This is a genomic window from Desulfobacula sp. (assembly GCF_021107415.1).
This window is the reverse complement of sequence record NZ_JAIOSW010000216.1, coordinates 1-8,342: the sequence shown is the minus strand read 5'-3', so window position 1 is coordinate 8,342 and position 8,342 is coordinate 1. Positions and strand designations below refer to the sequence as shown.

Genomic DNA, 8,342 nt, shown 5'->3' with positions numbered 1-8,342 from the left:
TAACAATGTTCACATCATTTGTTATACGGGACATCAAGGCCCCGGTTTTTTCCTTGTGAATAAAGGAGATAGGAAGATCTGTAATCTTTTCATACAAAGATTCCCTGAAAAACCGGATAATCTTTTCCCCGATATAATTCATTAAATATTCAGACCCATATGAGCCAAGGCCTTTTAAAAAAAAAATAAGGATGGCAATGCCGGGGATTAATAGGAGCATGTCTCTGTTCTGATTGATGAAGATGTCGTCCATGACCGGCTTGACCATAAGCGCCATTGCACCGTTTGTACCCGCTACAATGATCATGCACAAAGCGGCCAGCAAAAGCCTTTGCCAGTACTCAGACACTATAGAGATAATCTTTTTTCTTCGTATTTTGGTCAGTTTCGAATTTTTATTTTCCATAAACCTTATTTAATATACCCAGAGGTATTGTCAATATTTAAAAAAAATGAGAGCATATTCCCTATGATAAAGAATGCCTTTATACTTAATTTTTTCAAATTTTACAATATGCTCTGGAGCATAAGCCTTCCTTTTCTAAAAAAAAACAAGCGCCTGGGATTGGGCTTTCAAAGGCGAATCACTTCTTTTCATCACACAAAGGCCGACATATGGATTCAAGCTGCTTCTGCAGGCGAAGCTTACCTTGCCGTCACACTCCTTAAAACACTTGACCCAAAAACAAGGGCAAAGGTCTTGGTTACCTCCACAACATCTCAGGGGATTAATATTTTAAACACCCGGTTAACAAAAAAGACAATCAGCAAATTGATCGATCTTAAAATAGAGTGGTTTCCTTTTGATAGTCCCCAGACCATTAATAAGGTGGTAAAAATAATCGATCCCCACATTATGGTATTACTTGAAACGGAAATATGGCCCGCCCTGCTCTACTACCTGAAAGAGAACCACACCAAAATTATTATCATAAATGCAAGGCTTTCCCAAAAAAGCTTTAACCATTATATGAAAACAAAATTTTTATGGAAACATCTGGCACCGGATATCATCCTTGCAACTTCACGGCAGGATGCCGAAAGATACCGGCAGATTTTCGAACAAGCAATGGTTAAAACCATGCCGAATATCAAGTTTGAATCCATTGAAACAAATGTGTCTGATGCCGGTACCCAAAAACAAATAAAAAAACTTCTCCCTCAAACCTTGCCACTAACCATTATAGCATCTGTTAGAAGACAGGAAGAAAAGGATATTGTTAATATTTTAAAAAATATTTTAAAAACGTTTCCAAACCAGATTGTGGCCATATTCCCTCGACACATGCACAGGCTCAGTTCATGGAAAAAACGCTTAACTTCCCAAAATTTAAATTTTCACCTAAGATCCGGGATAAATTCCCCCCTGACAGGCCCGGGGATCATTTTATGGGATACATTTGGAGAACTAAGAACAATTTATGGCTTCGCTTCGGTTGTCTTTGTCGGCGGAAGTCTGAAACCGCTGGGCGGTCAAAACTTCATAGAACCGGCCGTACAGGGTGCCGTCACTGTTACAGGTCCCTATTATGATGATTTTACCTGGGCAATGGATGACATCTTTAAAAAAGGGATTGTCATTAAAAAGAACAATTGGAAGGCCGTTGCCCAAACAATAATTGGAACCCTTAAAACCCCTGTCAACAGGTCGGACCGCAAACAACTGGCACTGGAATATCTCAAATCAAACCAGGGCGGCACCCGGCAGGCCTGCGATGAAATATTAAAAGTCTTTGACGGATTCATTTGATTGGTATATATTTAATGTATTCATACAGATAACTCCACTCTTTTTGCGTGTGACCCTGGTTACGTGTGACCTTCAGGTTAATTTGAGTCATTCTGTACACTTCATACTCTTTTGTTTTTACAACTCTTTTTCAAAGCTGAATTTTTTGTTTATCAAGCACCAGGATATTCATCAGGGTGCTATTTTATAATCCAAAAGGGAAGGAGGCATTCATGGAAAATCATACCATCTATTATGACACGATTATCCGGTTAACAACTGCCATTTCTCAGTGCAGAGACCCGGAAGAAGTTGCCCTGATCACGGCGGAGAGTGTTAAAACAGCATTCACGGCCAAAGGCTGCTCGGTATTTTTAGTTGACAGGGAAACCCGTGAACTGGGTCTTGTTGCATCATCCGGTTTGAGCACTGAATACCTGAACAAGGGGCCGATCCATTTCATGCAGACCATCAAGGAAGCAAAAGACGCAATCCCCATTGCCATTTATGATGTGACGGATGATCCGAGAATCGAATATCCCCAGGAAGCCAGCAAAGAAGGCATCTCTTCTTTGTTAGGCGTCCCCATTATCAGCCATAATAAAATTATCGGTGCGCTTCGTGTCTATACTAAAAATCCCTGGGAATTTTCATTTAACGATATCACCCTTGCCCAGGCCATTGCATTGATATGCGGCATGGCTATGGATATGTGCAGGATGTACAAAGGCTATAAAACCAGCATTGAAATTCTTAAAAACATGAGAGGAAAAGATAGCTATAGTTCAAAAAAATGGACGCCCTATGAAGGGGTTCCTCAAAGTGTGGACAAATCAATCCACGATTAGTAAGAATGTAATCAGTTGATCATCCTTTCAGGCAGCTTTGGAATGACTCTTAAGCTGCCTGAAAATCTGTCAACTATTCAGAACTCCATCCAGTTCATGTTTTAAGGAGCGATTCATCAGGTGCTCAACCGTTTCCTCAACAGAAAGTCCTTCAAAAAGGACTGAATAGACTTCATTGCAAATGGGAAGATCAACACCTAATTTTTTCGACAGGTTATATACGGATCTTGTTGTTTTAACCCCTTCAGCCACCATTCTCATCTCGGAAATGATCTCATCCGGCTTTTTACCTTCCCCGATCTGCTTACCCACGGTATAATTACGGCTTAAGTCACCCGTACAGGTCAATAACAGGTCTCCAACACCTGCAAGCCCCGCCAGGGTCAGAGGATCGGCACCCAGCTTTGTTCCCAGCCGGTTCATCTCGGTAAGACCACGTGTAATCAGTGCTGCCCTTGGATTAAGACCCATTTTCATACCATCACAAATACCGGCAGCAATGGCCAATACATTTTTCATGGCACCGCCAATCTGAGTTCCGATGGGATCATCGTTGACATAGACCCTGAATGTAAAGCAGGAAAATATTTCTTGGACATACTCGGATACCTCCCGGCTGGTGGATGCGGCTGCAACAACTGTTGGAACTTTATTAGCAACTTCCTTGGCAAAACTTGGACCCGAGAGTACAACAAAATTTTCTTTGGGAATAAAATCAATTTTTTCTGCAAGAATCTGGGTCATGGTCAGGTGCGTCTTATTTTCAATCCCCTTAGATGCTGTCACAACGATTGTCTCCGGACTGATGAAATTTTTCATCCGACCTGCCACATCGCGCATACAGTGGGACGGAACGACAACAAGCACAAGATCTTTTTCTTTTACAACAATTTCAAGGTCATTGGATGGAATAATATTATCCGGCAGTTTTATATTGGGAAGAAAAACCTTATTTTCTCTCTCCTTTTCAATCTGTTCTTTTACTTCCTTTTCAAACACCCAGAGATCCAGAACAAATCCTTTATCTGCAAGCAATTTGGCAAGGGCGGTTCCCCAGGCTCCTCCACCAACAACCCCTATCCGAGTTTTTGCTATATCAATCATCCTGCTCATGCGTTAAAATTTCCCTTTCAGATCTGACAATATCCTGATATTTATGACATTATATTTTAATTGAGAATGAGTGATATTCATACACCAGATCAATACCGGGATCAACTTTATTCTGGTAATTGAATTTTATTTACAATCCTGATTTGTCTTGATACTAATTTATAGAATCAAAGCTCATTAAGAATCCGTATCATAAAATACTTTTAACTTTTCTATGGTAGTCAGATATTTCTCAACATCATTTATAATTTCAGGGTTGCATTGAGAAAAAAGAATGGAGCCCTCTTTTTTTTTCCCGAAACGCAATCTTTGAAGCAATATCCTTTCAAGAATTTCATCTCTAAATAAAAATAGAAAATTCTTTCCGGTTCTGTCAGGGCAGAGCCAATAATCAGATGATGCCAGATTCACTTCCATCTCAAAGAGCCTTCTTGATTTCAATTCGAACACTCTATCCGGATCACACACTCTGATTGTTCTAATGGTTTTTCGTTTATTGATCTTTTTTAACACCTTTTCTTTAGAAAGACCGATTTTAAATTCTTTATACCCCTGCTGAGTATAGGAATAAATACCTGATGGATGCACGGCCACAAGTTCTATCAACACGACAAAAAGTATAAGACCGATACCAAAAGAGGCTTGTAGTATCCTTTGTTTTGCTTTCCCTTTTTTTTTCATATTCCCTCTTTGATTTAACTGAACACATTTAGAGCCTATCCTTACAATATTTTTCTATCTTTTAAAACTTTTCATTTGTATCCTTTGATATCCTGACGTACACCTGAAAATAATATCTCTACAATGCACTTGACGCCCATTGTGTAAAAATATTATAATATAACCTCACTGACGTGATGTTAGTATTCCTTTTCGACCATACAGATTTCTTGTTCTTCAGCCTCCCCTGTATCAGGATAAACCATATACGAAAAGCGCAGGCCTTATTTTTCTAACCAGGCAATAATTTTAAAAAAAAGGAGAGAAATTATGAGAATGAAACCCAAAAAAATAATGTGTGCAATTGATTTTTCAGATTTTACAAATATTATCCTCTCCCATGGCAAATCACTGGCCTCAGAGTTTGGATCAACACTGTGTCTATGCCATATCGTATCGGAAGCAGTGATGGTTTCAAGTCTTGGACACTCCTATTTTACTTACACTGACATGGAGAGTGAGCGCATCCGGCATGCCAAGGATAGACTTGAAAAAATGGCGGAAGAGTTTGATATTGAATGTGAAATCATCGTCTTATCAGGGCATGCGGCAGATGAGATCAATGAAACTGCCTGTAAAAACAATGTTGATATGGTCATTGCCGCCACCCACGGAGGATCAGGCATAAAACGATTTTTGATCGGGTCTGTCACAGACAGGCTGATAAAAATTCTTACATGCCCGCTTCTGGTTCTGCATGCACGGGAAAATCATTTGGCTTCTCCGGTTGAAGAAAAAATAAAACTGAAGCGAATTCTTGTGGGATGTGATTTTTCCCCGGATTCCAAACTTGCTTTTAACTATGCCCTGAGCCTGGCCCAGGAATTTCAGACACAGCTTTATCTTGCCCATGTTATCAGGCCAGCGGAACATACCAGATTATCAGCCTCAGACTATATGGAAATACAGGGAGGTGACTACACCAAATGGGCCCGGTCTGAATATCTGGATCTGCAGAAGAACGCAACAAATGAGGATTTGAAAGAAAAAAGCAATCTATCAAGCCGCCTTGAGGAACAGCTTTCTTCTATGGTTCCTGAAGAGAGCCGAAACTGGTGCACACCCGTTATCATCCAGCTTGAAGGTCAACCCTACAAGGAACTGATTAACTTTGCCGAGCAAAATCAAGTGGATATGATCGTGCTTGGGGTTCACGGCTACAGCCTTTTGGAACAGTTTCTGGTTGGTTCTACAACTGATCGTGTCATTAGTCAGGCCTCATGTTCTGTTCTCGTAGTTCGGCAGATCTCCTGAAAATTATTCTTTTTTTTCTTGGTTCACATGCATGCCAAAGGCCAGCATCATCTGGTTCCTGTCTTCCATTTGAAGACATGCTTCAAGTGAGCCCACATCAATATTAATATTAATAGCTTCTTTGGTCATTCTAAGTCCCAGAGGATTTTTACTTGCCATAACCTTTGCAAGTTCAGTTGCGGTTTCAATTATTTTTTCTTTTGGAACTATCCTGCTGGCAAATCCCAGATTCATCGCCTCTTTTGCAGTAAGCCAGTTTCCGGTTAAAAGAAATTCATTGGCTCGCCCAGACCCAATAAGCCGGGGAAGAAAATAAGAGGAGGCCATATCAGCACCGCCTAGTCCAATGTTTATGTAAGCCGCGCTGAATTTTGCATTTTCAGCCATAATACGGATATCCGAAGCCATAGCAAGGGAAAAACCAATTCCGGCAGCAGCCCCATGGACACAGCAAATAACAGGCTGTGGAATTTTTCTTAACCCTAACATCATTCTTGATAACCTTACCTGTGCATTATAAGCATCAGCAGGTTGCATAGCAAAAATTTCAGGACCCAGTGTCTGCATGTCAAGTCCTGCACAAAAGCCTTTAGCATCCCCCCCGTCAAAAATAAGGACTGAAACACTGTTATCGTACATCCGCGCTTTGATGAATTCTTCAAATTCACCCAGCATTTCTTTATCAAAGGCATTATATTTATCCGGCCTGTTCAACGTAAGATAGCCTATTTTTCCTTCTTGTTTGAATATAATTTTATCCATTTATGTTCTCCGAAAAATTTCAGGAATTTTATCTATCGGGTTTACCTTGCCATCCCCATTTATTAACTTATTAAAACATTACTATCAAATCAAAAAATTTGACACAATCTTTAAAGTTGGCTATAGCAATTTCATGGCATTTTTATTTTCAACATTTTTAAATACATACAGGCCTCTGATCATAAGCGAATGGGTTGAAAAACTGCACACTGAATGCGGTGAGCAATATGCAGCAAGACCGGTAGAAGAACTTTTGCAGACCATTACCCGGGCAGTTGATGCAAACTATCAGGTACTGGTACACAAAAATTATCGCGATATCAATACCTTTATTGACAAGATAACCGATATGCGCCTGAAAGCAGGATTTTTACTGTCTGACGTTCAAAGAGCTTTTGAGCTTTATCGCATGATTTTAACCGGCCTGCTGATTTCAAATGCACCCAGAGAAGACTTTCACGAAATCTTTGAACGGCTGAACCTATGCCTTGCCTATACCATGCACCGGTTCAGTGACCATTTTCAGGATATGCACCATAAAAAAATTATTCAGCAGAACAGAGAGCTTGAGCAAAAGGTTAAAAAACGAACGGCTGCACTTCAGGAATCTGAACGTATGGCCTATATAGGTCAGATTACGGCATCCCTCTCCCATGAGATTCGAAATCCTCTATCCTCAGTCAAGATGAACCTTCAAATTTTAAGCAGTAATCAAAAAATTACAGGAAATGATAAACGCAGAGTTGATATCTCAGTGTCTGAGGTGATCAGGCTTGAACAGATCTTGAACCAGGTTTTAGATTTTGCCAAACCATTGCAGCTGAATATCAACTCCTGCAACATATGTCATATTTTAGATTCTTATATTGAACTTCTTGAAATGAAATTCAAAGAAAAAAATCTTAGTGTAGTGACAACTTTTGAAGATAAATTGCCGCTTATTACAGCAGATGGAGAAAAACTGGGCCAGGCATTTATCAACGTACTTATCAATGCCATTGAGTCATCTGATCCGTTTGGAAAAATCAGTGTGACCTTCAAAAAAACAATAAAACAGAATCATGAATATGCAACCGTTCTGATTGATGACGAGGGTCCGGGCCTTGATGGAAAGAATAGAGAGGAAATCTTCAAACCTTTTTTTACAACTAAAGCTAAAGGAGTTGGCCTGGGACTTGCCAATGTCAAAAGGATTATTGAAGCCCACAACGGATTTGTCAGGGCAAAAAAAAGAAGATTCAAAGGGGCTTCATTTTCAATAATGATTCCCATAGGAAATATTTAATGGCAAGAATACTGGTCATAGATGACGAACCTTCCATCCTTGAATCCTTGAACATGTTTCTTACGGAAAAAGGACACCAGGTTTTTACTGCCCAAACCGGGGCAATAGGCCTTGCGCTTTTTTCAAAAAAATCATTCCAGGTGGTGATCATGGATATCAGGCTTCCTGATTTCAACGGGCTGGATATTCTTCAAACCATGATTAAGAAAAAAAAAACATCAAAGATTATCATGATTACAGCTTTTCAGGATATGGAGACTACGATTGCAGCCATTAAAAGGGGAGCCTTTGATTATATTCACAAACCCCTTGATGCGGATAAAATTGAAAAAGCTGTAAACCGGGCCATCAATATCCTTGAAATTGATAGGGAAACCCCTTCCCTTGACCCGGGAAAAGAGATATCTGACAATCCCTGGGTGATCATTGGCAGGAGTGAAAAGATGCGCAGGATATTTAAAATGATAGGGCTTGTCTGTACCAGCCATGTCAACGTGCTTCTCCAGGGTGAGACGGGTACGGGAAAAGAATTGATTGCAAGGGTGATTCATTTGAACTCTTCATTTAAGGATGAGCCTTTTGTCATATTTGACTGTTCAGCTGTTGTGGGAAACCTTCTTGAAAGTGAACT

General features: G+C 40.0%; 9 protein-coding genes. 5 read left to right on the top strand and 4 right to left on the bottom strand.

What is annotated here, in order from left to right; all coding sequences use genetic code 11:
- Positions 1 to 406: ABC transporter transmembrane domain-containing protein (locus K8S13_RS11560; RefSeq protein WP_291462642.1), on the bottom strand; the 406-nt coding region annotated here is incomplete at its 3' end.
- 63 nt (positions 407 to 469) lie between these two features.
- Between K8S13_RS11560 and K8S13_RS11555 the strand changes: the two genes are divergently transcribed.
- Both K8S13_RS11555 and K8S13_RS11550 read left to right on the top strand, forming a co-directional pair.
- Positions 470 to 1,750: a glycosyltransferase N-terminal domain-containing protein gene (locus K8S13_RS11555; protein WP_291462641.1), complete on the top strand. Its 1,281-nt coding sequence runs from the start codon at positions 470 to 472 to the stop codon at positions 1,748 to 1,750.
- Positions 1,751 to 1,962: 212 nt separating this feature from the next.
- Complete coding sequence (locus K8S13_RS11550; protein ID WP_291462640.1) at positions 1,963 to 2,577, top strand: GAF domain-containing protein; 615 nt, start codon at positions 1,963 to 1,965, stop codon at positions 2,575 to 2,577.
- A gap of 69 nt (positions 2,578 to 2,646) precedes the next feature.
- On the opposite strand, the gene K8S13_RS11545 is transcribed toward K8S13_RS11550, so the two are convergent.
- On the bottom strand, positions 2,647 to 3,690 hold the full coding sequence (locus K8S13_RS11545) for an NAD(P)H-dependent glycerol-3-phosphate dehydrogenase (protein WP_291462639.1): 1,044 nt from the start codon (positions 3,688 to 3,690) through the stop codon (positions 2,647 to 2,649).
- 177 nt (positions 3,691 to 3,867) lie between these two features.
- Positions 3,868 to 4,371 carry a hypothetical protein gene (locus K8S13_RS11540; protein WP_291462637.1) on the bottom strand — a complete coding sequence of 168 codons (504 nt, stop codon included), beginning with the start codon at positions 4,369 to 4,371 and terminating at the stop codon, positions 3,868 to 3,870.
- A 309-nt stretch (positions 4,372 to 4,680) separates the two neighbouring features.
- Between K8S13_RS11540 and K8S13_RS11535 the strand changes: the two genes are divergently transcribed.
- Positions 4,681 to 5,664, top strand: coding sequence for a universal stress protein (locus tag K8S13_RS11535; RefSeq protein WP_291462636.1), 984 nt, complete (start codon positions 4,681 to 4,683; stop codon positions 5,662 to 5,664).
- A gap of 3 nt (positions 5,665 to 5,667) precedes the next feature.
- On the opposite strand, the gene K8S13_RS11530 is transcribed toward K8S13_RS11535, so the two are convergent.
- A complete protein-coding gene (locus K8S13_RS11530; protein ID WP_291462635.1) occupies positions 5,668 to 6,426 on the bottom strand; it encodes an enoyl-CoA hydratase/isomerase family protein in 759 nt (252 codons plus the stop codon).
- A gap of 133 nt (positions 6,427 to 6,559) precedes the next feature.
- On the opposite strand from K8S13_RS11530, the gene K8S13_RS11525 reads away from it, so the two are divergent.
- A complete protein-coding gene (locus tag K8S13_RS11525; protein WP_291462633.1) occupies positions 6,560 to 7,711 on the top strand; it encodes an ATP-binding protein in 1,152 nt (383 codons plus the stop codon).
- The coding region (locus K8S13_RS11520; RefSeq protein WP_291462631.1) for a response regulator at positions 7,711 to 8,342 on the top strand (632 nt) is incomplete at its 3' end. The genes K8S13_RS11525 and K8S13_RS11520, both read left to right, overlap by 1 nt.